This is a genomic window from Streptomyces sp. NPDC051963 (assembly GCF_044593495.1).
GTDB lineage: Bacteria > Actinomycetota > Actinomycetes > Streptomycetales > Streptomycetaceae > Streptomyces.
The window spans coordinates 560696-582585 of sequence record NZ_JBIUCC010000002.1; the positions used below are offsets into that span (position 1 = coordinate 560696).

Below are 21890 nucleotides of genomic sequence, written 5' to 3' on the forward strand. Positions count from 1 at the left end.
ACTACGGCCAATGCTTCGCGCACGCGCGTGGCTGAGATATTCACCAAGACATGATCAGGAGGCAACCCGTGAGCGCGACCGCGGACCACGCGGAGACGAGCCCTGCCGTCAGGCTGGGGTTCCAGCCCGAGCAGGTGGTCCAGGAGATCGGCTACGACGAGGACGTAGACCAGGAGCTCCGCGAGGCCATTGAGCAAGTGATCGGCAGCGACCTTGTGGACGAGGACTACGACGACGTCGCCGATGCCGTGGTGCTCTGGTTCCGCGACGAGGACGGCGACCTGACGGATGTGCTGGTGGATGCCATCACGTACATCGAAGAGGGTGGCTCGATCCTGTTGCTGACGCCGAAGACCGGCCGCGACGGCTACGTGGAGCCGAGCGACATCTCTGAAGCCGCGACCACGGCGGGGCTGTCCGCGTCCAAGAGCGTCAGCGTGGGCAAGGACTGGAGCGGCAGCCGGCTGGTGACGCCCAAGGCCGCCAAGTCCAAGAAGTAACCCGGCCTCGTCCCGAACGACGGACGGGCTGAATGAATTCACTCAGCCCGTCCGACGGCCCGCGGTGGACGCTGCATAGGGTGTTCTCACCACCCGAACAGCCCCATCGAAAGGGTTCTACGACGATGGCGATCCAGGTCGGCGACAAGGCCCCCGACTTCGAGCTCAAGGACAACCACGGGGCGACCGTGAAGCTGTCCGACTTCCGCGGCGACAAGAACGTGGTGCTGCTCTTCTACCCCTTCGCCTTCACCGGCGTGTGCACCGGCGAGTTGTGCGAGCTGCGCGACAACCTGCCGAAGTTCACCGACCGCGACACCCAGCTGCTCGCCGTCTCCAACGACTCCATCCACACCCTGCGCGTCTTCGCCGAGCAGGAGGGCTTCGAGTACCCCCTGCTGTCCGACTTCTGGCCGCACGGCGAGACCTCGCGCGCGTACGGCGTGTTCGACGAGGGCAAGGGCTGCGCGGTGCGCGGGACCTTCGTCATCGACAAGGAAGGCGTCGTGCGGTGGACCGTTGTCAACGGTCTGCCCGACGCACGTGACCTGAATGAGTACGTGAAGGCGCTCGACACCCTGTGATTGTTGGGTTCCAGGGCCTGCGAGGTCCGGGAACCCGTCACTAGGATCGAGTCGTTGATCCGATACCAACGCACAAAGGGGCTGATCGCCCCTGGACACCATTGGGAGGACTCGTGGGAGTCAGCCTCAGCAAGGGCGGCAACGTATCGCTGAGCAAGGAGGCCCCTGGCCTCACCGCGGTCATCGTCGGTCTGGGGTGGGACGTCCGCACCACCACCGGCACCGACTTCGACCTGGACGCCAGCGCCATCCTGACGAACGCGGAGGGCAAGGTCAGCAGTGACGCCAACTTCGTGTTCTTCAACAACCTGAAGAGCCAGGACGGCTCGGTCGAGCACACCGGTGACAACATCACCGGTGAGGGCGAGGGCGACGACGAGCAGATCAAGGTCAACCTCGCCGCGGTCCCGGCCGACGTCGAGAAGATCGTCTTCCCGGTCTCGATCTACGACGCCGAGAACCGCCAGCAGTCCTTCGGCCAGGTCCGCAACGCGTTCATCCGCGTCGTGAACCAGGCAGGCGAGGCGGAGATCGCCCGGTACGACCTCTCCGAGGACGCCTCGACCGAGACCGCCATGGTCTTCGGCGAGCTGTACCGGCACGGTGCGGAGTGGAAGTTCCGCGCCATCGGCCAGGGCTACGCCTCGGGCCTGCGCGGCATCGCGCAGGACTTCGGCGTGAACGTCTGAGCCGGTCAGGCGGCCTCACGCGCCCGGCGCCGCACCGTTTGCGTGCGACGCCGGGCGCGCAGGACTCCGTACAACCGAAGAGGCAACACCCGGGGAGGGACCAGCATCATGGGCGTCACGCTCGCCAAGGGAGGAAATGTCTCCCTGTCCAAGGCCGCACCGAACCTCACTCAGGTGTTGATCGGGCTCGGCTGGGACGCGCGCTCCACCACCGGAGCCCCGTTCGACCTCGACGCCAGCGCGCTGATGTGCACCAGCGGACGGGTCATGGGTGACGAGTGGTTCGTCTTCTACAACCAGCTCAAGAGCCCGGACGGCTCGGTGGAGCACACCGGCGACAACCTCACCGGTGAGGGCGAGGGCGACGACGAGTCGCTGCTGATCGACCTCGCCAAGGTGCCGGCCCAGTGCGACAAGATCGTCTTCCCGGTCTCGATCCATATGGCCGACGAGCGCGGCCAGACCTTCGGTCAGGTCAGCAACGCGTTCATCCGAGTGGTCAATCAGGCCGACGGCCAGGAACTCGCCCGCTACGACCTCAGTGAGGATGCCTCCACCGAGACCGCCATGATCTTCGGCGAGGTCTACCGCTACCAGGGAGAATGGAAGTTCCGAGCGGTGGGGCAGGGGTACGCGTCGGGACTGCGGGGCATCGCTCTAGACTTTGGAGTCAACGTTTCGTAAAGCCGGGTGCGGCGCGGGGGAGACCCGTACACCCCGTACACAAGGGATTGGGTAGCCAGTGGTTCTGAAAACCTTCGGCTGGTCGTTCGCGGTCACCGCGCTCGGCCTCGTCGCGGCGGTCTTCTACGGGGGGTGGACCGGCTTCGGAATCGTGGCGATCCTCTCCATCCTCGAGATCTCGCTGTCCTTCGACAACGCAGTGGTCAACGCCGGAATCCTGAAGAAGATGTCGCCTTTCTGGCAGAAGATCTTCCTCACGATCGGTGTGCTGATCGCCGTCTTCGGCATGCGGCTGATCTTTCCCGTCGTCATCGTCGCCGTCAGCGCCAGCATGGGTCCCATCGAGGCCGTCGACCTCGCTCTGAACGACAAGGACCGGTACGAGCAGCTCGTCACCGACGCCCACCCGTCGATCGCGGCGTTCGGTGGCATGTTCCTGCTGATGATCTTCCTTGACTTCGTCTTCGAGGACCGCGACATCAAGTGGCTCGGCTGGCTGGAGCGGCCGCTGGCCAAGCTCGGCAAGGTCGACATGCTGTCGGTCTGCATCGCGCTGATCGTCCTGATGATCTCCGCCATGACCCTGGCGACCCAGGCACATCTGCACGCCGGGCACGCGGACAAGGCGGAGACGGTACTGCTCTCCGGTGTCGCCGGTCTCATCACGTACATGATCGTCGGCGGACTCTCCGGCTACTTCGAGGACAGACTCGAAGAAGAGGAGGAACGCGAGCACGAGGAGGAGGAAGAGGCCGCACGCAGCGGTAAGAAGCGCCCGGCGATCGTCATGGTCGGCAGGGCCGCGTTCTTCATGTTCCTCTACCTCGAGGTCCTGGACGCGTCCTTCTCCTTCGACGGCGTCATCGGCGCCTTCGCCATCACCAACGACATCGTCCTGATGGCCCTCGGCCTCGGTATCGGCGCCATGTACGTCCGGTCGCTCACGGTCTACCTGGTCCGCCAGGGCACCCTCGACGACTACGTCTACCTGGAGCACGGCGCGCACTACGCCATCGGCGCCCTCGCCGCGATCCTGCTGATCACCATCCGGTACGAGATCCACGAGGTCATCACCGGCCTCGTCGGCGTCGTCCTGATCGGCTGGTCCTTCTGGTCCTCCGTCCGCCGCAACCGTGCGTTGGCGGCGGCCGAGGGAAAAGCCGCGGGCTCGGACGAGAAGACTGAGGTCTCGTCCGGGGTGTGACACCCCTGCGGGTGAGGAACGCTCTGAGCGGGGCGGTGTCGAGGACGACTCCTCGATGCCGCCCCGCCGTACTGTGACGTGAAGGTGGGGGCGGGAATGGACTGGTTGGACGGACTGCTCTGGCGCGGACGGCGCGAGGCCCGGTTCGACTCGGGCAGCGCCTCGAGCAACTCGATCGTGCTGACCAAGCGGCACAGCCAGGTCTCGCTGACCAAGCAGGACGCGGCCACCGGGCATCTGCGGATCAATCTGAACTGGCGGATGCGAACCTCCGACATCTCCGGCTCACAGCGGGAGAGCCTGCTGCGGCACCCCTTCAAGGCACTCAAGCCGCCGGAGGTGATGGGCCACAGCCAGAGCATGGTCAACGTCGACCTCGACCTGGGCTGCCTCTACGAGCTCATGGACGGCACCAAGGGCGTCGTCCAGCCGCTCGGCGGCTTCTTCGGCGACGTGAACGCCGCGCCGTACGTCAAGCTCAGCGGCGACGACCGGTTCGGTTCGGCGTCCGGCGAGACGATCTACGTCAACCTCGACCATCGCGAGTCGATCAAACGCATCCTGGTCTTCGTCTACATCTACGACCAGACGCCGGCCTTCGACCGCACCCACGCCATCGTCACCCTCTACCCCAGCAACGGCCCCCGCATCGAGATAGGCCTCGACGAACGCCACCCCCAGGCCCGCTCCTGCGCGGTCGTCATGCTCGAGAACGTCAAGGGCGAGATGATCGTCCGCCGCGAGGTGAAGTTCGTGTACGGCTTCCAGGCGGAGCTGGACCGGCTGTACGGGTGGGGGCTGCAGTGGGGCCGGGGTTACAAGACCAAGGCGGAGCGCTAGTCGCCCCGGCAGCGGCGCAGGGCACCCTCGAAAACTACCGCCCGATGAACTGCGGTCCCTGCGGCGGCAGTCGGAAGTCGGTGTCCGGCACCGCGGTCATCGGCTGCGGGTAGCCGTACGCGGGCTGACTGGTCGGATGGGGGTAGCCATACGCCGGCTGCGTCGCGGCGGCGGCCGGCTGCTGCTCCGGCGGATAGCCGTACGCAGGCTGCGCGGGCACTGCGGTCGGCTGCTCCGGGGGCAACGGCTGCGCCGGAGCCACGGCGGAGGCCTGGAGGGTCGCCGCGGCCGCCGCTGCCGCTTCCGCCGCCTCCGACTCGTCCACCGAGATGCCGAAGTCCGAGGCCAGCTCCTTGAGCCCCTCCGCGTAGCCCTCTCCCAGTGCCCGGAACTTCCACCCCTCACCGCGCCGGTACAGCTCACCGCAGATCAGCGCGGTCTCCTGGCCGGTCTCGGGCTTGATGTCGAAGTGCACCAGCGGCTCACCGTCGGCGACGGCGGCGTCGTACAGCACTATGCGCAGCGCCCGTACGCGGTCGAAGGTGACCCCATCGGCCGATGCGACCAGCAGAATCTGGCTGACGTCGGCCTCGACACCGGAGAGATCTGTCTGGATCGTGTCGGTCAGGCCCTCGGCGACCCGCTTCTTGCCGAGCCACCAGACCTTCCCGGAGGGGTGCCGGGGCTGGTTGTAGAAGACAAAATCCTCGTCGGAACGCACACGTCCGTCGGGGCCGAGGAGCAGCGCCGAGGCGTCGACATCCGGGACCCCCTGCCCGGGCGCCCAGCGCACCACGGCACGTACCGTGGTGGCCTCGAGTGGGACGTTCGACCCCTTCAACATCGCGCGCGTCATGCGGTCATCCTGCCCTCTCGGTCCTGGTCACGACAACGCGGGGGTACCTGATTCCCCACTGGCTGTGTCAGCCCGCGTTACCTGAAATTCATGCCCGGCGGGAACCTCTGACATGGGCCTCTACGTACTATTACCGGCCACCTTTCACAGTCCACAGGTTGCTCAGCCGTAACGGGGGAGTCCCTATGCGTCATTTCGGGCACATCGCCCCGGAGGTGCGGCAGCGCCTCTTTCATCAGGAGCCGTGCGAGTTCACCGCCGACTCCTCGGCCCGGCTGCTCTCCGCGGCCCTCGGCGCCACCCTCTACAGCCCGGCCACCCGACCCCGGCTCGCGGACGACATCGTCAAGCAGGCCGGACGCGGCGTCGTCTCGATGGTGCTGTGCCTGGAGGACTCGATCGACGACGCGGAGGTCCCGGACGCCGAGGAGAACCTCGTTCGGCAGTTCACGGACCTGGCCGGGCGCGCCGGCGCGGATCTGCCCCTGCTCTTCATCCGGGTCCGCGCTCCCGAGCAGATCCCCGACCTGGTACGACGCCTCGGCCCCGCCGCCCGGCTGCTGTCCGGATTCGTGATGCCGAAGTTCGACGAGGAGCGCGGCATCCCCTTCCTGGAGGCGCTGGACAGCGCCTCCAGTGCCAGCGGCCGACGCCTGTTCGCCATGCCGGTGCTCGAATCGCCGGAGCTGCTGTACCGCGAGTCACGGGTGGGGACCCTCGAGGGCATCTCCCGCGCGGTCGACAAGTACCGCGACCGCGTGCTCGCGCTGCGCCTCGGCGTGACCGACTTCTGCTCGTCGTACGGCCTGCGCAGAGCACCCGACATGACGGCGTACGACGTCCAGATCGTCGCCTCCGTGATCGCCGACGTGGTGAACATGCTGGGGCGCGCCGACGGCACCGGATTCACCGTCACCGGACCGGTGTGGGAGTACTTCCGCGTGCAGGAACGTATGTTCAAGCCCCAGCTGCGCCGCAGCCCCTTCCTGGAGGGACAGGCCGACGAACTGCGCGAGGCGCTGATCGAGCACTCCATGGACGGGCTGCTGCGCGAGATCACCCTCGACCAGGCCAACGGCCTGCTCGGCAAGACCTGCATCCACCCCTCGCACGTACTGCCCGTGCACGCACTCTCCGTGGTCAGCCATGAGGAGTTCAGTGACGCACAGGACATCCTCCGGCCCGAGCGGGGCGGCGGGGGTGTGCTCAGGTCGGCGTACACGAACAAAATGAATGAAGTGAAGCCGCATCGCGCATGGGCCGAGAGGACCATGCTGCGCGCCGACGTCTTCGGTGTGGCGAACGAGGACATCGGCTTCGTCGAGCTGCTCGCCGCCGGAATCCCCGGCTGAACCGGGCCGGATCCCGCTGAACACCAAGGGACGCATGAACAAGGCAGTGAACAACGGGGGGCCGGACCAGATGTGGACCGGCAGCTGGGTCGCCGAGCGGCTCGGCGTCGAACTCGTCGGCGACGACGAGCTGACCGGTCTGCTGGGTCTCGCGCTGCGCCGCAACCCCAAACGGGCGCATCTGCTCGTCTCGAACGTGCTCGGCAAGCACGTACCGCAGTCACCCTCCGTGGTGTACGGCGCCGGCTTCGCACTCGGCCGCCGGGTCCGCGAGCTGCTCGGCGACGACGAGGCCCGTACGGCGGTGGTCCTCGGGTACGCCGAGACCGCCACCGGCCTCGGCCACTCGGTCGCCGACGGCCTGGGCCTCGCCCCCTACCTGCACTCCACCCGCCGCCCGGTCCCCGGCGTCGCCCCCGCCGGCGGCTTCGAGGAGTCCCACTCCCACGCCACCTCCCACCTCCTCCTGCCCGAGAACCCGGCCCTCCTCGCCGGGGACGGCCCGCTGGTCCTGGTCGACGACGAGTTCTCGACGGGGAACACGGTCCTGAACACCGTGCGCGATCTTCATGCGCGGTATCCGCGGCGGAGGTATGTCGTGGTGGCGCTGGTCGACATGCGCTCGGCGGTCGACGCCGGCCGGCTGGAGGACTTCGCGCGCGAGATCGGCGCGAGGGTGGACCTGGTCGCCGCCGCCTCCGGGACCGTACGCCTGCCGGCGGGGGTTCTGGAGAAGGGGCAGGCGTTGGTGGCGCGGTACGAGGCGGAGAGTGCCGCGGAGGGTTCGTTGTCGTCTGCGGGATCGTCGTGGCCGGTCGCGCAGTTCCCCGCGCCCCTTAGGGGCGATGCTGGTGCCGCCGACTTTGGAACTGACGGTCGGACCACCCACCTAGGGGCGCGGGGAACTGCGCGACCAGCCCCCACCGGCCCGCACCCGACACTCAAGCGAGTGGACCTGCACTGGCCCCCCGGCCTCCCCGACGGCGCCCGCCACGGCTTCACCCCCGCACACCGAATACGACTGGAGAACGCCCTCCCCGCGATGGCGGCAACGCTCGCCGAATCGCTCCCCTCCACAGCGCACCGCGTACACATCCTCGGCTTCGAAGAGCTGATGTACGCCCCCCTGCGCCTCGCCCGCGAGCTGGAGCAGATCACCGACGCCGAGATCCGCTACTCCACCACCACCCGCTCACCCGTCCTCGCGGTCGACGACCCCGGCTACGCGATCCGCACCCGCCTGGTCTTCCCCGCCCACGACACCCCCGCCGACGGCCCCGGCGAGCGCTACGCCTACAACACCGCGGGCGCAGGCTTCGACGCCATCGTCGCCGTGGTCGACTCGACCGCCGACACCCCTCAACTGCACGCCCCCGACGGCCTGCTCGCGCAGCTCTCCGCGCACACCCCGCAGGTCATCCTCGCGGTCGTTCCCTCGTACGTCCCTTCGTACGTCCCCGAAAGGCCAGCCATGCTGCCCGAGCCCCTCCGCGGCCCCGCCTTCTCCTCGTACGCGCCCGAGGAGGTCGGCTGGCTGCTCCAGGACCTCTCGGACGTGACGCTGGAGGCGCCGACCGAGGAGCGCGAGGAGGCGATCCAGAGTGGCGGTGCGCACTACGCGGAGTCGCTGCCGGTGGAGTACCAGCCGAGCGAGCAGTACCAGGAACTTTTCCTCGCGGCGCTGGACGTGTCCGCGGCGCGGATCGCGCAGGCGGTCGGCGCGGTGACGGAACTCGTGCTGGCCGAGCGGTCGCCGCAGCCCGTGCTCGTCTCGCTGGCCCGCGCGGGCACGCCCGTCGGCGTCCTGATGCGCCGCTGGGCCCAGTACCGGCACGGCCTCGACCTGCCGCACTACGCGGTGTCGATCGTGCGTGGCCGGGGCATCGACACCAACGCGCTGCGCTGGCTGGCCGCCCACCACGACCCCGCCGACATCGTGTTCGTCGACGGCTGGACCGGCAAGGGCGCCATCACCCGCGAACTCGCCGACGCCCTGCGGGAGTTCGAGGAGTCCGACGGGGTGTCCGGCTTCAACCCGGAGATCGCGGTGCTGGCCGACCCGGGCTCGTGCGTCCGGACGTACGGCACCCGCGAGGACTTCCTCATCCCCTCCGCGTGCCTCAACTCGACGGTGTCGGGCCTGATTTCACGTACGGTGCTCCGCGCCGACCTGGTCGGGCCGCACGATTTCCACGGCGCGAAGTTCTACCGCGAACTCGCCGGAGCCGATGTGTCGGTGGACTTCCTGGACGCGGTGGCCGCGCGCTTCCCGGAGGTGGCGGACGCGGTGGACGCGCTCGCCAAGGAGCTGCTGTCCGCGGACCGTTCGCCGACCTGGGAGGGCTGGGCGGCGGTCGAGCGGATCAGCGAGGAGTACGGCATCCACGACGTGAACCTCGTCAAGCCGGGCGTCGGCGAGACCACCCGCGTGCTGCTGCGCCGGGTGCCGTGGCGGATCCTGGCGCGGGCCGGGGCGGGCGCCGACCTGGACCACGTACGACTGCTGGCCGAACAGAGAGGTGTCCCGGTGGAAGAGGTCGCCGAACTCCCTTACACCTGCGTGGGGTTGATCCACCCCAAGTACACGCGCGGTGCGACGGGCGCCGACGGCAGGGCGGTGACGGTCTGATGCCGGTGCTTGTCGCAAGCGACCTCGACCGCACGCTGATCTACTCCGCGGGAGCCCTCGCCCTGACCATGCCGGACCCGCGGGCGCCCCGGCTGCTCTGCGTCGAGGTGCATGAGAGCAAGCCGCTGTCGTACATGACGGAGACGGCGGCCGGGCTGTTGACGGAACTGGGCGACGCGGCCGTGTTCGTGCCGACGACCACCCGGACCCGCAAGCAGTACGAGCGCATCAACCTGCCGGGCCCGGCGCCCAGATACGCGATCTGCGCCAACGGCGGGCATCTGCTGGTGGACGGGGTCTCCGACCCGGACTGGTATGCGCAGGTCACGGCTCGTCTGGCGGACGAGTGCGCGTCGCTGGCGGAGGTGCGGGAGCATCTGATGGAGACGGCCGATCCGCTGTGGGTGCGCAAGCACCGGATCGCCGAGGACCTCTTCGCCTACCTGGTCGTGGAGCGCGAGCTGCTGCCCGAGGACTGGGTGAAGGAGCTGGCGGTCTGGGCGGAGAACCGCGGCTGGACCGTGTCGCTCCAGGGCCGCAAGATCTACGCCGTCCCGAAGCCGCTGACCAAGAGTGCGGCGATGCGGGAGCTGGCCCGCCGCACGGGCGCCGACCTGACCCTTGCCGCCGGCGACTCCCTCCTCGACGCCGACCTGCTCCTCGCGGCCGACCAGGGCTGGCGGCCGGGACACGGAGAGCTGGCCGACAGCGGCTGGTCGGCACCGGCGATCACCGCGCTGCCGGAGCGCGGGGTGCTGGCGGGGGAGCGAATCCTGCGGGAGTTCTTGAAGGCGACGCGCCCAACAGCGCCCTAAGGGGCGCGTAGCGCCTCAGGGGCGCGGGGCTGTATCGATATGCGGCTCCGCCACGTGGGCGCGACCGGCCCCCACAGACCCGCAGCCGCCCGACTAGCTGCAGCACCCCCCACCGCAGCATCCCCCACCGGCCGGAGCGGCTGGAGGTGCACCCGCGCTGGCTGTGCCCCCCACAGCAACCGTCGACAACAACTTCACCGTGTCCCCATGCCCCGCAGGGCACGCGGCGGGGTCGGAGGACTCGGCCATGGGCCGGCTCAGTTCAAACGTGTCTCCGCAGGTGCGGCAGCGGTACTCGTAGCGAGGCATGCGCACAGGTTAACGGTCAGTGCGGCGCAGCCCCCCGCTCCTCCCGGATCTGCGCCACCACCCGCGCCACCGTCTGCCGTACCGCCTCCGTCTCCGTCAGGAAGTGCCAGTAGTCGGGGTGCCGGCCCTCCAGCGTGGTGATCGCGCGGTCCAGCCGGGCCACGGAGTCGTCCAGCGGGCGGGCGTGACGGGGATCGGGGGTGTTCCGGCCGGCCATGGCGAGCCGCTGGGCGTCGCGGATGGCGAAGCGGGTGCGGTCGATCTCCTGCTGGGGATCCTTCTGTACGGCGTTCAGCCGGCGCAGCCGGTCGCCGGCGGCGGAGACGGACTCGTCGGTGGTGTTCAGCAGCGCCCGAACCGTCGACAGCAGCGAGGTCGCGTCCGGCCAGCGCTGTTCGTCGCGCGCGGTCTGCGCCTCCTTCAGCTTCAGCTCGGCCTGCCGTACGTTCTCGGCGGCCTCCGCGGGGACCTGCTGGAGGTCCTGCCAGCACGCCGCCACGAAGCGCCGCCGCAGCTCGCTCAGCACCGGGTCCACCTGACCCGACCGGGTGGTGAGCGCCTGTGCGCGGGTGCGCAGCGAGACCAGCCGGTGGTCGATCTCGGCCGCCCGCTCGGGGAGCCGCTCGGACTCCACCTTGATCGTCTCGGCCTCGCGGGCGACCCGCTCGGCACGCTCCAGCGTCTGTGGGACGCCGTGCTGTCCGGCGCCTTGGTTGAGCTTCGTCAGGTCCGAGCCGAGGGCGGCGAGACGGGCGGCGAGGTCGTCCGCCTTCAGCCCTGATTCCCGTACCGCGTCCAGCGCGTTGGACGCGGCCAGTAGCCCCTGCCGGGCCCGCTCGACCGCGGGGGCGAGCCGGGCGAGCTGGGTCTCGGCCTTGCCGAGCAGCGGGCCGAGCCCGTCCGCGAACCGGTCCAGGTCCTGCTTGACCCGTCCCAGTTCGTCCTTGGCGGCGGTCAGCTCGGTACGCGCGCGTGCCGCGACCGAGGCCTCCAGGTCGTCGCGGTCGAGGTCGTGGGCGTCGACGGCGTTGATGTACTGGTGGCTGGCCTCGTCGATACGCCGGCCGAGCGCGTCGAAGTCGCCCACCGCGCGCCGGGCGGCGGGGGAGTCGTCGACCGCGGTGATCGTCTCTATCGAGATCCGCAGATCGCGCTGGGCGGTGTCCAGTTCGTAGAACGCGGCGGCCGCGGCGTCCTTCGCGGCCTGTGCCTCCGCCCGCTGGTTCTCAGAGCGTCCGCCGAACCAGCGCCGGGTACCGCCGCCCGCGAAGGCGGCCGGCAGCGCCAGCGCCGCGACGAGGGGCAGGCTCATGAGAGTGAGGGCGTCACGCAGCGCGGAGGGCGCCGAGCGGGGACGGCGCGCAGGTCGTGCGCACGGCACCACCGGTGAATACGGCTGCGATGGTGTCGCCGTCACATCCCTCTCCCGTGCCGTGGTCAGCCCTGCCCGGTTCATTCTCCCACCGGTTAAGGACGAACACACGGGCCGGTTAGTTCGCGCTGCGAACCGTGACTTTCCCGTCGCCGGTCTGCGCGGACACGACATGCGAGCTGGACTCGTCCCGGGGCACGGACACATCGACCCCGCCGTCGCCCGTCCGGGTCTCCACCTTGTACGTCGCCTTGGGCAGCACCATGGTCACGGAGCCGTCTCCCGTGCGGGACTCCACCAGGTCCGGTACGGCGCCGAGTTCGAGGTTGACCGAGCCGTCGCCGGTCCGGGCGCGCACCCGCTGCGAGGTGACGTCCGCGCGGATGGATCCGTCGCCGGTGCGCAGGTCGAGCGGTCCGCTGCTGTCGGTGACCCGGACCGAGCCGTCGCCCGTACGGATACTCAGCGGGTCCTCGAAGCCACGCGCGCGTACGCTGCCGTCGCCCTCCTCGACCTTGACCGTGATCCCGCGCGGTACCTCGATACGGTGCTTGGACGCGCAGTCGGCGACCACGCCGGAGCACTTCATCCGCAGCTTCAGCCGGTCGTCCGCCATGGACCAGGTCACCTTGGGATCGCTGCCGAAGGCGACGGAGCCCTGGAACCACCGGGTGACCTCGATCCGGCCCTCCGGGTTCTCGTCCGCGGCGACGATCTCCAGCGCCGAGTCGTCGGAGTCGATGGTGAGGGTGCTGCCCTTCAGGTCGAAGGAGCGGTGATCGGGGTCCTTGTCGTCCCCGGCGGAGGCACCGCAGGCGGTGGCGCCCGCGACGAGAAGCGCCACCATGCCGGTGACGGCTGCCGCGCGGACAGGAACGGTACGGGCCATGACGGTCTCCCCCTGAGTCGGAGTACGAGGACTCTGTTTACGACTCTTCGACCGTACGGAGCCGGGCTCCGGCTGAGGATCCGGGCCGCTCCCGGATCCGCCCTGGGGTTAACCCCCGGACCGACCCCGACTCCCGCCCGCCCCGCAATACGGGTTTGCGGGGCAGTCCCTCCGGCAAGGTAGGCTGTCGACTCGTCCTGAGCACGTCTGCTCAGGTCCCGGGTGCGTAGCTCAGGGGTAGAGCGCCTGCCTTACAAGCAGGATGTCGGCGGTTCGAAACCGTCCGCGCCCACACCGGAAGAAGACCCCGGCCGATCCCGGCCGGGGTCTTCTTGTTCTGCCCCAGGGGCGCATGCCCGTTCAGGGCGTCTCGGCCTCCTCCGGGATCTCATGGGCGTGCTTCAGCTCCATACGGGCGTCCACGCGCTCCGCCGCCGCGACCTCCGCCCAGAAGCGGTGGCCGCTGACGAACACCGCGAGCTCGTGCTCGCGCTGTCTGAGCTTCTCCACCTCTGCCTGTTCGTCGGCCGTCCAGCCGGGGGACGCGGGGCGCTCCACCTTGCGCCAGCCGCCCGTGTCACTGAAGCCGTCCAGGGGCTCGACCGACCAGGGCAGCCGCTTCAGCAGGGCCGACAGCTCGGCCCGGACCTGATGCAGCTCCTCCTGACCGGCACGGAGGTCACTCGGAAAGTCATAGGTCGTAGCCACGCGGCAATGCTACGCCTGTTCGATTTTGGGTTGCGAGTCTCTTTGGGGGGTTCATGCGAACGGGTGTGACTGAGCGCCGAAGCCGCATGGCGCACCATGGATGACAGGGGGCGTCGGATCGGGCGCCTACGGGGAGGAGGAGCTGTGGGTGGGGAGCAAGTGAAGGCGGCGGCCTTGGAGATGCGGGAGGCCGTGCGGGCGTTGCTGGCCGTGTTGGAGCCGGAGCAGGTGCGTGAGCTGCGGGCGGGGCCCGGCCGGTTGGACGCGGCCGAGTTGCGGGAATGGACGTATCTGCCGGGTCCGCGGCCAGGGCTGTCCACCGAGGGGCTCGGTGGTGAGCAACGCGAGGCTGTCGACGGCTTGTTGGCCACGGCGCACAGTGCGGCCGGGGCGGAGCTGGCGCGTGGGGCGATCGAGGTGGAGCGGCACCGCCGTGGCACGGTCGGAGTTGCGGGTGCAGATCGCTACTGGGTGCGGCTGCTGGGTGACCCTGAGGGCGAGGGTCCTTGGGGCTGGCGGATGAACGGCCACCATCTCGCCGTACACGTACTGATCACGACGGCCGGGATGCGGGTGACGCCGCACTTCATCGGGTCGGAGCCGGCGCGGATCGGGGACGGTCCCCAGGCCGGCCGTCGGCTGCTGGGGCCGGAGGAGGATCTGGCCCGGGAGCTGGTCGTGGACCTGGACGCCGGGCGACGGGCGAAGGCGGTCTTCGCCGCGGCGCCGCCGGACGACATCCTGACCCGCGCCGACCCGTTCGCCGATCCGGACCTGCTGCCCGCCGGCCTGCCGTACGCGGATCTGGCCTCCGGTCAGCAGCGGCTGCTGGAGCGCCTGGTGCGCCGCTACCTCGACCGCGCGCCCGCCGCGTACGCGCAGGAATGCTGGTCCGATGCCGTGGCGCGAGGGCTGGACGCGCTCTCCTTCGCCTGGGCCGGCGGCCTCGTTCCCGGGGACCGGCACTACTACTGCGTGCGGGCCCCGGACTTCCTCATCGAGTACGACAACACCCAGGACGACGGCAACCACGCCCACTCCGTCTGGCGGCACGTCCGCCATGACTGGGGCGCCGACCTGCTGCGCGCGCACTACAGCGAACAGCACGGGTAGGTGCGGTCCCGTTCGCGAGCGGGCCTCAGGCGACCGAGCCGGCGGCGAAGCCTCCAATGGTCGTCCGGCGACAGAAGCGGCGCCTTGCCCTCCGGATAGCGCGTGTATCCCGCCGGGGGCTTCTCGCCGTCGGTGACGCACGCCGAACCGGTGCCGTTCACGGTCAGGACGGGGTCGTCTCCTGTCGTTCGGTCTGTCTCCACTCTTGCCGCCGACGACGATGTGACACAGGCGATCGGTCAGGCCAAGGAGCTCACGACCACCGCCTACCCTTGCCGCATGGTGCAGAGCAAGGCGACCGACGTCGACGGCTACCTCGCCGAGGTCCCCGAGGGCGGCCGCAGGGACGCGCTGACCGGGTTGCGGCAGTTGTGCCGCGCCGAACTCAAGGGGTTCGACGAGGTGATGGCGTACGGCATGCCCGTGTACCAGCGGGACGGGGTCGCCGAGATCGCCTTCGCCGGCCAGAAGCAGTACATCTCCTTCTATCTGATGCGCACCGACGTCCGTGAGGCCTTCGAGGAGCGGCTGGCCGGACAGGACATGGGCAAGGGGTGTCTGCGGTTCCGTAAGCCGGAGGCCGTGGACTTCGATCTCGTACGGGATCTGCTGCGGGCCACCGCGACCCGCCCAGGGCAGGTCTGCTGACCCGCCGCCCGGTTCAGTCGGGCAGGCCGGCGAGCCAGGTCGTCAGATGGTGGTTGACCTCGTCGGGGCGTTCCTGCTGGATCCAGTGGCCGCAGCCCTCCAGCAGGTGTGAGCCGCGCAGGCCCGGGAGGGTCGTGGGGTAGGCCTCGATCGCGTCGGCAAGCCAGGTGGTGGACGCGTCGAGAGCGCCGCCCAGGAACAGGGACGGCTGCGTGACGGGGGCACCGGCGAAGGACTGCAGGTCCTCCCAGTCGCGGTCCATGCAGCGATAGCGGTTCAGGGCGCCGGTCAGGCCCGTGCGCTCGAACTCCGCCGCGTAGGCGTCGAGGTCCGCCTCGCTGAGCCAGGACGGCAGCCGGCCTGCGGGGAAGCGGTCGCGCAGGGTTTTGCCGGGGGTCACGAAGTGCGGGTCGGGGGCGCCCGGCGCGGGCATCGTGTCGGCGGAGAGGGCGGCGTAGAAGCCGGCGAGCCAGCCCCGTACGTCCGGTTCGATCTCGCGCTCGGCGCGGCCCGGCTCCTGGAAGTAGGGGACGTAGAACTCCTCCTCCCCGCCCATGCCCGCGAACACCTCGCTCGGCCTGGGGCCACCGGGCGGGGTGTACGGGACGCTCAGCAGGCCGACCGCGCGGAAGACATCGGGGCGCAGCAGCGCGGAGTGCGCTGCGATCGTCGCGCCCCAGTCGTGCCCGACGATCACCGCGGACGTCTCGCCCAGCGCCTCCACCACGGCGACGTTGTCCGCCACCAGCTCGACCGCCCGGTACGCCTCCACCGCCTCCGGCCGCGACGAACGCCCGTAGCCGCGGACATCCACGGCGACCGCGCGGTATCCCGCCGCGGCCAGCGCCGGCAGCTGGCGGCGCCACGAGTACCAGGACTCCGGGAAGCCGTGCACCAGCAGGACGAGCGGGCCGCTGCCCTGTTCTGCCAGGTGGATCCGGCCGGCCGAGGAGGGGACGAGTCGGTGCGTGACGTTCGGGAGCATGTCCGGGTGGGGCATGGATCCGATCCTCCGTGCGTGAGGGGAATTGCGCTCGTACGGCGATCCTGCGGGGGCCGGGCGGACGCGGGCGAGACTTGTTGCCGGTTCGGCAAACGGCGGCGGACGGCGCGGCGGATGCAGCGGGCGGACACCGCGGCTCGGGGTGACTGTCAGACCCGGGGCCTACTGTGATCGGTATGGATGCGGCGAGCGCGGAGACGGTGCGGCTGGTGCCCTGGGCGGAGGGGGACTTCTGGCTGCTGCGGAGGAACAACAGCCCTGAGATGACCGAGCACTTGGGCGGACCGGAGACGGAGGAGAAGCTGCTCGCCCGGCATCGGCGGTATGTCGAGCCGGCGACCGGCGGGATGTTCCGGGTGGTCCTGGCGGACGGCGGCGAGAGCGCCGGGGCGATCGGGTTCTGGGAGCGGGAGTGGCAGGGGGCGACCGTGTGGGAGACGGGGTGGGCGGTGCTGCCCGAGTTCCAGGGGCGGGGGCTTGCGGCGGCGGCCGCCCGCGCAGTCGTCGAGACCGCGCGGGCGGCCGGTCGGCACCGCTGTCTGCACGCCTTTCCGAAGGCGGACCATGCCGCGTCGAACGGCGTCTGCCGAAGAGCCGGGTTCACGCTTCTCGGACAGTCGCGGGTCGAGTACCCGAAGGGGCACTGGATCACGTCCAACGACTGGCGGGTGGACCTCGGAGACGTCCGCGCCCCTTAGTGGCCGGCGTCCCTCAACTCCCGTACCACCCTTGCCGTCACCGGCACCGGCACTCCGTGCCGCGTCGCCGCGCGCAGCAACGCCCCGCCGATCGCGTCGATTTCCAGCGCACGGCCGGCCTCGGCGTCGCGTTGCATCGACGACTTGGTCCGGGCCGGGAAGGCGTCGTAGCGGGCGAGCGACTGGGCCGGGTCCGCGGGGCCGCCGCTGGCTTTGCTGACCGCCGCCGTCTCCTCCACCAGGGCGGTCAACTCCTCGCGATGGCTGGTGCGTACGTCGCCGAGCGGGAGTCCGTAGCGGGTGGTCAGCAGGGCGAAGGGCGCCAGGAAGGACATCTTCGCCCAGAGGGTCGCGGTCTCGTCGGGCAGGACACGGGTGGTCGGGCCCGCGGCGTGGAGGGCCGCGGCGAGCGTGTCGAGGCGGTCCTGGGGTACGTCGGTGCCGGTCAGGTCGATTTCGGCGAAGGGGCTGCCGTGCTCGATCCGCCCGGCCGCGACGCGCGTCGACTCCGCGCGGATGACGGCCGGGGCGACCCGGTCCGGGCGGTAGCGGGCGCGCAGGGTCGCGGGGTGGTCGACGCCGTTCAGGAACGGCACGAGCAGGGCGTCGCCGAGCGCGGCGGGCGGGACGCGGTCGAGGGCCGCGTCAAGTGCCGTGTGCTTGACGGCGATCAGACAGGCGTCGACCGGTTCGCGCAGTTCGGTGTCGGCCTCGACGGGGGCCGTGAAGTCGCCGAACAGTCCGCTGCCGACCTGGATGCCGGCCGTGCTGAGCGTCTTGGCGGTGTCCTCTCCGGCCAGGCAGATCACCCGATGCCCGGCACGGGACAGAAGCGCGGCGAGCAGGCCGCCGATGCCACCCGGGCCGAGTACGGCCACGGTGAGTTCGTCGTTCGCCATGTGGATCCCTTCGTCGGTCGGCCCCGGAACGGTGGCCGCCTCGCAGAGATCATCGCAGCGGCCGGTCCGCGCCGTCTGCAACCTTTCGAGGATCGCCAGGATTCCCCGCGTATTCACTGCCGGATGTCCTGCGCGGGGTGAGACTGGGGTTATGTGCCGCAGTATCAAGACGCTCCGTCCGCCCGTGTTGGCCGAGGAAGCGACCGAGGAAGAGGTTCGGGCCGCCGCCTTGCAGTACGTGCGAAAGGTGTCCGGCTTCCGGGCGCCCGCCGCCCACAACCAGGAGGTGTTCGACCGCGCCGTCGACGCAATCGCAGAAGCAACGGCCGAACTGCTGGACGGCTTGGAGATCCGGGGCGGGGCGACAGCGCGCAGGGCAGGCTAGCTGAGCCTCGGGGGTTCCTGACCGGGGCTTGCGCTGCCGGAGGGTTCGCGCGGCGGGCGCCGAGCGTCCCGGCCGTGTCTCTGCCGGGGCTGCCGCCGGCTGGGTGGCCGGTAGGCGCTGGTGCGCCGCTCGAGACTTCTCACCGGCCCCCGCGCCGCCTGGCTGAAGGAGCGCATCGTCCGCTACGCCGCGATGCGCTCCCGGCGCCTCAACGGCCCCTACCGCTTCCGCTGACGGTGACTTACGCAGGTCCCCGGCGCATCAGATACCCCGCGGCCGCGCCCGCCGCGAACAGTGCTGCCACCGACACCGCCGTCGCCAGCCAGGTCGCGCCCAGCCAGTGCGCGCCGAAGTAGCCGAGGGCGACGCTGTAGGTGGCCCAGGAGAGGCCGGCCAGGGCGGACCAGGGGAGGAAGTCGCGGGCGCGGCGGTGGGCGGCGCCCGCGGTGAGGGAGACCACGGAGCGGCCGGCGGGGGCGAAGCGGGCCAGGACGACCAGGGCTCCGCCGCCGCGGGCGAGGGCGGTGCCGAGACGTTCCTGCGCGGTGGTCAGGCGTCGGGAGCGGGCGATGGCGCGGTCCAGGCGAGGGCTGCCCGCCCAGGCCAGACGGTAGGCGACGAGATCGCCCAGCACGGATGCCGTCGTGGCGCACAGCGTCAGCGCCAGGATGTCGGGGACCTGGTGCGACACGTCACCCGTCGCCGCGCTGGAACCCGCCGCTGCCGCCGTCGCCGCCGTGATGACCAGCACCCCGCTCGGCAGCACCGGCAAGAAGACGTCAAGGAGGACGGACAGGGCCACCACGGCATAAATCCATGGACTGGCCGTCAACGACCCCACACTCTCGAACACCGCTACTCCCGTGACTCCCCCGTTGGCCGGCCCAACCGTGCCGCGATGTCGCGGGGGAGCGGCAGGGGCGGCCTGTAACAGCCATACAGCGTACGCCGGGGGTGTGACAGCGGATTCACGGGGGGCTCGTGGGTTCGGCACGGCTTGTTCACCCGGGTGCCGCTTCCCGGGGGCGGCCCCGGCCGGTGTCCCGTAGCACGGACAGAGGGCAACACATCACTCTGAACGTGAGGAACGGTACACATCATGGTGGCAGGAATATGCGCGGGCGCCGTCGCCGCGGCCGTGCTCGCGGTGGCCGGCACCGCCGGCGTCGAGGACTGCACGATGCGGAAGGACGGGCGTTTCGTGCCGGCCTCCGCCGCTGCCGCGTCGGCGGCGGTGACGTACGACCAGAAGCTGGTCCCGGTCGGATCGTGGATCGAGATCGACCAGCGGACCAAGGAGAACACCGGCGCGACGACCGTGAAGTTGCAGGTCAAGGGCATGAAGCCCGGGCACGTGTACGGCGTCCATGTGCATCAGAAGCCCTGCGCCGCCGATCCCGCCGCTGCGGGCGGGCACTACCAGAACAAGGTGTCCACCGACCCGGCCGACGTCAACGCCAAGAACGAGGTCTGGCTGGACTTCACCGCCGACGCGCGTGGCTCCGGCCGGGCGACCGCCTGGCACTCCTGGGGATTCCGGCAGGGTGAGGCGAACTCGGTGGTGATCCACGACGTGCCCGGTTCGAGCGGGGCCCGCGTGGCCTGCTTCACGGCCGCCTTCAAGTAGGCCGCCGGTACGGGCCCGACAGACGCAACGGCGCCTCCCCACACGGTCCGGGAGGCGCCGTCGTACCAATCCGCACTCGTACTGATCCGCACTCGCGCTAATCCACACTCGCGAGTTCCGCATCCGCCCACGGCGTGCGTTCCGCTCCCGGCTCCGCCTCCGTCTCGGCCGTCACCGCACGCAGAACCGCTCTCGCCACCGCGTCGGCATCGGAAAGCGTGACCGAGTCCACGCCGGGTCTGGCGCCCGCCGCGGTCACCCAGTGCACGCCCTCGGTGGGTACGCCGAAGGCGAACCGCCTTGCGTGCGCGCGTCCTTGACGGTCGATCAGGCGGTAGGGCCGGGCGGTCACGTCCAGCCCTCCGGTTTCGTAGCCGTCGACGGTGTGCGGCCGGCACTGTCCGGTCTTCAGCAGCCGGGCGAGGAGGTCGTCGGCCGTGCGTCGCAGATCGGGTTCCGGAAGCCGCGCCTCGATGAGCGTCGTCACGTGTACGGCGGACCCCGGCACGTCGGGGGAGTGCGCGAGCCACGCCCGCTCGCCCTCGCGCACCTCCAGCCGCGGCCCGAGCACCTCGACCACGCCCGACTCCATCAGCGCGGCCAGTTCCTCGATGCGGCGCCGGGGCGGGCCGATGGAGAGGAACGCGTTGAGCGGCGTGTACCAGCGGTCCAGATGGTCGCGGCGGGAGGCGCCCGCGAGGCCGCCGTGGTCGACGATCTGCCGCAGCTCGTTGCGCAGATCGCGCAGCACGTCGAGCGCGGCCTTCAGCGGACCGGCGACATTGCCGAGGGCGGCCTGGGCGGCGTCCTCACGGAGATACGTCAGCAGCCAGCCGCGCCAGGCGTCGGGGCCGGCGAAGTCGCATCCCGCGTAGGGGCGGGAGATGCGGTCCCAGGACCAGCGGGCAGCCTCCGGTACCCCGAACTCGTCCAGTACGGGGGCCTCTTGGGGGCTGCGGTGCGGGACCGCGAGGAAGCGGTCGCGGAACTGCCGGGCGGGGGCGCCGCGATCCCCGAGCAGTGCCTCGTAGTAGACCGTCTCCACCTCCTTCGCGACCAACGGCCATATCTCCGTCAGGAAGTCCGGTGCCTCGCCGGAGTCGGCGCGTTTGCGGAAGCGGGCGATGGTCTCGTCGGTGAGGACGAGGGGGAGATGGCGGCCGTAGGGGCCCTTGGCGTTGTCGCCGCGGGCCTGGTACGGGATGCCGCGGCGGGAACCGGCGTACAGGCGTGGCTCGTTGCCGGACGGCAGGTAGTGCAGGTGCCCGTCCTCCGTGCGGGCGAAGCGGCCGCCGCGGCCGGTGGTCAACAGGGCCAGATGGTCGAAGAAGTTGAGGCCGAGGCCGCGCAGCAGGACCGGTTCGCCGGGGGCTATGGCGGAGAGGTCGACGTCGGCGGGGTTGGCGGGGGGTATGTGGCGCAGACCGTGGGTTTCGGCGTATGCCGCGTGCTGTCGCTGGGTCGTGTCCGTGGCGTTCGGCAGATGGCCCTGGGCGAGGACGACGGCGGACAGGGCGGAGAGGGTGCGGCCGTCGTCGAGGGTGAGGGTCTGGCGGTCGCCGGGGGCGTCGTCGAGCCGTACGGCGCGTGCCGTGTGCGTCTCGACGCGGATCGGCCGCGGTGCCTCGCGTACGACCTTCGCGAACACCCACTCCAGATAGCGGCCGTAGTGGGCGCGGGTGGGGTACTCGTCGGGGCCCAGGTCGCCGTCCGCCCAGTCGTGCAGGCTGGGGCCGGGGCGGACCGGGCCCGAGCAGTCCACGCTGTCGTCGGTGAACAGGGTCACCTGGCTGGCCACGGTGTTCATCAGCAGCTCGGCGGACTGCGCGGAGCGCCAGACGCGTCCGGGGCCGGGCGGCGCCGGGTCGATCACATGGACGGTCAGCCGGGCGCCGGGCGGGAGGAGTTCCGGCGCGGAGGCGCAGAGGCGTTCCAGCACGCTGGTGCCGCGCGGCCCCGCGCCCACCAGGGCGACCCGGACCTCGGCGGACTCGGCGTGCGCTGCGGATTCCGCGGGCGGTGCAGACAAAGCGGTGACTCCCGGGCGTGTGGGGCGCGTTGGGGCGAACCGCCCAGGGGAAGCGGA

The 21890-nt window shown here is 70.5% G+C and carries 23 protein-coding genes and 1 tRNA gene; 15 read left to right on the top strand and 9 right to left on the bottom strand.

The window, feature by feature from the left end; all coding sequences use genetic code 11:
* Window positions 1-68 precede the first annotated feature (68 nt).
* The 6 genes from ACIHFB_RS08930 (at window position 69) to ACIHFB_RS08955 (ending at window position 4501) form a co-directional block, all read left to right on the top strand.
* Window positions 69-500: a DUF3052 domain-containing protein gene (locus tag ACIHFB_RS08930; RefSeq protein WP_210586721.1), complete on the top strand. Its 432-nt coding sequence runs from the start codon at window positions 69-71 to the stop codon at window positions 498-500.
* A gap of 125 nt (window positions 501-625) precedes the next feature.
* On the top strand, window positions 626-1084 hold the full coding sequence (locus ACIHFB_RS08935) for a peroxiredoxin (RefSeq protein WP_365278432.1): 459 nt from the start codon (window positions 626-628) through the stop codon (window positions 1082-1084).
* A 113-nt stretch (window positions 1085-1197) separates the two neighbouring features.
* Window positions 1198-1773: a TerD family protein gene (locus tag ACIHFB_RS08940; protein ID WP_210573912.1), complete on the top strand. Its 576-nt coding sequence runs from the start codon at window positions 1198-1200 to the stop codon at window positions 1771-1773.
* A gap of 108 nt (window positions 1774-1881) precedes the next feature.
* Complete coding sequence (locus tag ACIHFB_RS08945; RefSeq protein WP_365278429.1) at window positions 1882-2457, top strand: TerD family protein; 576 nt, start codon at window positions 1882-1884, stop codon at window positions 2455-2457.
* A 58-nt stretch (window positions 2458-2515) separates the two neighbouring features.
* Window positions 2516-3661 carry a DUF475 domain-containing protein gene (locus ACIHFB_RS08950; RefSeq protein WP_400126083.1) on the top strand — a complete coding sequence of 382 codons (1146 nt, stop codon included), beginning with the start codon at window positions 2516-2518 and terminating at the stop codon, window positions 3659-3661.
* Between the two features lie 96 nt (window positions 3662-3757).
* The gene (locus tag ACIHFB_RS08955) at window positions 3758-4501 is read left to right on the top strand and encodes a Tellurium resistance (RefSeq protein WP_365278423.1); all 744 of its coding nucleotides are present in this window, start codon (window positions 3758-3760) and stop codon (window positions 4499-4501) included.
* 34 nt (window positions 4502-4535) lie between these two features.
* Here the strand turns inward: ACIHFB_RS08955 and ACIHFB_RS08960 are convergent, their stop codons facing one another.
* Window positions 4536-5357, bottom strand: coding sequence for a TerD family protein (locus ACIHFB_RS08960; protein WP_400126085.1), 822 nt, complete (start codon window positions 5355-5357; stop codon window positions 4536-4538).
* Window positions 5358-5542: 185 nt separating this feature from the next.
* Here ACIHFB_RS08960 and ACIHFB_RS08965 point away from each other — a divergent pair, with 185 nt between their 5' ends.
* From ACIHFB_RS08965 to ACIHFB_RS08975, 3 genes are read left to right on the top strand one after another with little or no spacing between them, the layout of a single operon-like run.
* Complete coding sequence (locus ACIHFB_RS08965) at window positions 5543-6709, top strand: HpcH/HpaI aldolase/citrate lyase family protein (RefSeq protein WP_400126087.1); 1167 nt, start codon at window positions 5543-5545, stop codon at window positions 6707-6709.
* A gap of 34 nt (window positions 6710-6743) precedes the next feature.
* Complete coding sequence (locus ACIHFB_RS08970; RefSeq protein WP_365278413.1) at window positions 6744-9338, top strand: phosphoribosyltransferase; 2595 nt, start codon at window positions 6744-6746, stop codon at window positions 9336-9338.
* On the top strand, window positions 9338-10153 hold the full coding sequence (locus ACIHFB_RS08975; RefSeq protein ID WP_365278411.1) for an HAD family hydrolase: 816 nt from the start codon (window positions 9338-9340) through the stop codon (window positions 10151-10153). Before ACIHFB_RS08970 ends, ACIHFB_RS08975 begins: the two co-directional genes overlap by 1 nt.
* Before the next feature lie 93 nt (window positions 10154-10246).
* On the opposite strand, the gene ACIHFB_RS08980 is transcribed toward ACIHFB_RS08975, so the two are convergent.
* The 3 genes from ACIHFB_RS08980 to ACIHFB_RS08990 form a co-directional block, all read right to left on the bottom strand.
* Window positions 10247-10462, bottom strand: coding sequence for a zinc ribbon domain-containing protein (locus ACIHFB_RS08980; RefSeq protein ID WP_365278408.1), 216 nt, complete (start codon window positions 10460-10462; stop codon window positions 10247-10249).
* A gap of 16 nt (window positions 10463-10478) precedes the next feature.
* Window positions 10479-11879, bottom strand: coding sequence for a hypothetical protein (locus tag ACIHFB_RS08985; protein WP_365278405.1), 1401 nt, complete (start codon window positions 11877-11879; stop codon window positions 10479-10481).
* A 73-nt stretch (window positions 11880-11952) separates the two neighbouring features.
* Window positions 11953-12723, bottom strand: coding sequence for a DUF4097 family beta strand repeat-containing protein (locus tag ACIHFB_RS08990; RefSeq protein ID WP_365278402.1), 771 nt, complete (start codon window positions 12721-12723; stop codon window positions 11953-11955).
* Between the two features lie 220 nt (window positions 12724-12943).
* On the opposite strand from ACIHFB_RS08990, the gene ACIHFB_RS08995 reads away from it, so the two are divergent.
* Window positions 12944-13015 (top strand) — tRNA-Val (locus ACIHFB_RS08995).
* 68 nt (window positions 13016-13083) lie between these two features.
* On the opposite strand, the gene ACIHFB_RS09000 is transcribed toward ACIHFB_RS08995, so the two are convergent.
* Window positions 13084-13431, bottom strand: a complete 348-nt coding sequence (locus ACIHFB_RS09000; protein WP_210586734.1) for a hypothetical protein — start codon at window positions 13429-13431, stop codon at window positions 13084-13086.
* A gap of 144 nt (window positions 13432-13575) precedes the next feature.
* On the opposite strand from ACIHFB_RS09000, the gene ACIHFB_RS09005 reads away from it, so the two are divergent.
* The gene (locus ACIHFB_RS09005; protein WP_400126089.1) at window positions 13576-14544 is read left to right on the top strand and encodes a DUF3500 domain-containing protein; all 969 of its coding nucleotides are present in this window, start codon (window positions 13576-13578) and stop codon (window positions 14542-14544) included.
* A gap of 279 nt (window positions 14545-14823) precedes the next feature.
* Complete coding sequence (locus ACIHFB_RS09010; protein WP_400126090.1) at window positions 14824-15192, top strand: iron chaperone; 369 nt, start codon at window positions 14824-14826, stop codon at window positions 15190-15192.
* A 13-nt stretch (window positions 15193-15205) separates the two neighbouring features.
* On the opposite strand, the gene ACIHFB_RS09015 is transcribed toward ACIHFB_RS09010, so the two are convergent.
* Window positions 15206-16192: an alpha/beta hydrolase gene (locus tag ACIHFB_RS09015; RefSeq protein ID WP_400126092.1), complete on the bottom strand. Its 987-nt coding sequence runs from the start codon at window positions 16190-16192 to the stop codon at window positions 15206-15208.
* A 179-nt stretch (window positions 16193-16371) separates the two neighbouring features.
* Between ACIHFB_RS09015 and ACIHFB_RS09020 the strand changes: the two genes are divergently transcribed.
* Complete coding sequence (locus tag ACIHFB_RS09020) at window positions 16372-16893, top strand: GNAT family N-acetyltransferase (RefSeq protein WP_400126093.1); 522 nt, start codon at window positions 16372-16374, stop codon at window positions 16891-16893.
* Here ACIHFB_RS09020 and ACIHFB_RS09025 read toward each other — a convergent pair.
* Window positions 16890-17792 carry a ketopantoate reductase family protein gene (locus ACIHFB_RS09025; RefSeq protein ID WP_400126095.1) on the bottom strand — a complete coding sequence of 301 codons (903 nt, stop codon included), beginning with the start codon at window positions 17790-17792 and terminating at the stop codon, window positions 16890-16892. The genes ACIHFB_RS09020 and ACIHFB_RS09025 overlap by 4 nt on opposite strands.
* A 151-nt stretch (window positions 17793-17943) precedes the next feature.
* Here ACIHFB_RS09025 and ACIHFB_RS09030 point away from each other — a divergent pair, with 151 nt between their 5' ends.
* A complete protein-coding gene (locus ACIHFB_RS09030) occupies window positions 17944-18177 on the top strand; it encodes a DUF2277 domain-containing protein (RefSeq protein WP_400126097.1) in 234 nt (77 codons plus the stop codon).
* A 241-nt stretch (window positions 18178-18418) separates the two neighbouring features.
* On the opposite strand, the gene ACIHFB_RS09035 is transcribed toward ACIHFB_RS09030, so the two are convergent.
* The gene (locus tag ACIHFB_RS09035) at window positions 18419-19030 is read right to left on the bottom strand and encodes a VTT domain-containing protein (protein ID WP_365278376.1); all 612 of its coding nucleotides are present in this window, start codon (window positions 19028-19030) and stop codon (window positions 18419-18421) included.
* Between the two features lie 246 nt (window positions 19031-19276).
* Here ACIHFB_RS09035 and ACIHFB_RS09040 point away from each other — a divergent pair, with 246 nt between their 5' ends.
* A complete protein-coding gene (locus tag ACIHFB_RS09040; protein ID WP_365278374.1) occupies window positions 19277-19804 on the top strand; it encodes a superoxide dismutase family protein in 528 nt (175 codons plus the stop codon).
* Window positions 19805-19901: 97 nt separating this feature from the next.
* Here ACIHFB_RS09040 and ACIHFB_RS09045 read toward each other — a convergent pair whose 3' ends face one another.
* Window positions 19902-21833: an FAD/NAD(P)-binding protein gene (locus tag ACIHFB_RS09045; protein WP_400126099.1), complete on the bottom strand. Its 1932-nt coding sequence runs from the start codon at window positions 21831-21833 to the stop codon at window positions 19902-19904.
* Window positions 21834-21890 lie beyond the last annotated feature (57 nt).